Here is a 1,501-nt window from a genome sequence, read left to right on the forward strand (position 1 = left end):
AGTCCGTCCTGAACAAATCGTTCGTCACACAGAGCGCGGCTGTCCCATGCGATTTAAGCCTGCCGCCATCGCCCAGAGGGTCATGCAGTCCAGCCGCCAGCAGACACAAAAAAGCCGCAGCTTCCTGATCAGCAGCCGAATGTTGTGGCCCGCGCCGCATAGGACCGCGTGCAGTGCGTCGCCCAGCGCACCCTTCAACGGATTTCTGCCCAGCCGTCCATCCATCTTCATATGTCCGATGGTCGGCTCGATGGCGCTGCGACGTTTGATCATGGCCTTCAGGGTTCTCGTCACCCCGCGGCGTTGGCCCGATCTCAGGATCTGCAGGCCTTCTACCTGCGCGCCCTGGTAGCCCTTGTCGACGATGGCGGTCTTGGGCTTTTGATCGGCCAGGATGCTCACCTGTTCGATCGTCTCGGCCAGGGTATGGCCGTCATACGGGTTGCCCGGCATGCTGCGGCAACCCACCACCAGGCCCTCCTTGAGCGTGGTGGCAATGGTGACCTTCACGCCGAACTCGTAAGGCGTGCGTGCCTTGCCTTTGCCGATGCATTCGACCTCGGGGGCGTGCAGCGCGTACAGCTTGTTCTTGTCCTTCGTTTTCTGCGTCAGGATGCGGTTCACGCGGTGCAGCAGGTCTTTGGCTTTGGCCTGGGCCTGCTCGGGTAACTGATCGAGTTGACGTCCGATCTCCCGGTGCACGCGACCCACGCGGGTCTTCAAGGTCTTGACCGTCTTCTCTTCATCCGCCGGAATGGTTTGGCGTGGGCGTAGCGGCCGATCTGCGCGGCCATACGCGGGCCTTGCCGGTTGTAGTTCTGCCGCAGCCTCAAACCTTGTTCGTCAGCCAGCTTGACCAAGTGCTGGCGGCTCTTCTCCAGCAGGCGACTGTCGGTGGGGTGGGCGATGGCCTTGGGCATCACGGTCGTGTCGACGATGACACGGTCCACGCTGGCGCGTTGGATCAGGCCGGCGGACCGGGCAGCGTCGATGGTCGCCGCCAGCAAGACCTCGACACCTTCTTCGCCGATGCGCTTCCTCCAGCGTGTAAGGCTCGACGGATCCATGGGCAACTCGGTCTGCAGGTACGTCTGGCCGGTGAAGAACTGCCAATAGGGGTTCTCCAGCCAGGTGTTGACCACCGCCTCGTCCGACGCATCGTTGGCGTGCTGCAGGTAGAGCAGGCCGGCGATCAAGCGCGGGGGCAATGCAGGGCGGCCTCGGGAGGAAACGAAGTGGACCGAGAAGCTGCGCTCGATCTCGGCCCAGTTCATCAAGCCGGCCAAGCGCACCAGTGGGTGGCGCATGTTGATCAGTTCATCGAGCCGGGAGACGAACAGCGCGTCGGTCTCGGGCAATACAGGCTTTGGCCCCATCTCAAACCTCGTCAGAATTTGCAGGAAAACGAATGTCTTGAATTCATTGTCTTGCAAATTCGGTGCCATCAAGCTGCCAAATTCCCAACACAGATCAATAGGTTAGATGTTGTTCAGCGCGGACT

General features: G+C 61.3%; 1 pseudogene. It reads right to left on the reverse strand.

Annotation, left to right across the window (positions count from 1 at the left end):
- Positions 1–24: 24 nt before the first annotated feature.
- Positions 25–1,376: pseudogene (locus tag DFQ15_RS16830) on the reverse strand (IS5 family transposase).
- Positions 1,377–1,501: the final 125 nt, after the last annotated feature.

Source organism: Xylophilus ampelinus, assembly GCF_003217575.1.
Classification (GTDB): Bacteria; Pseudomonadota; Gammaproteobacteria; order Burkholderiales; family Burkholderiaceae_C; genus Xylophilus; species Xylophilus ampelinus.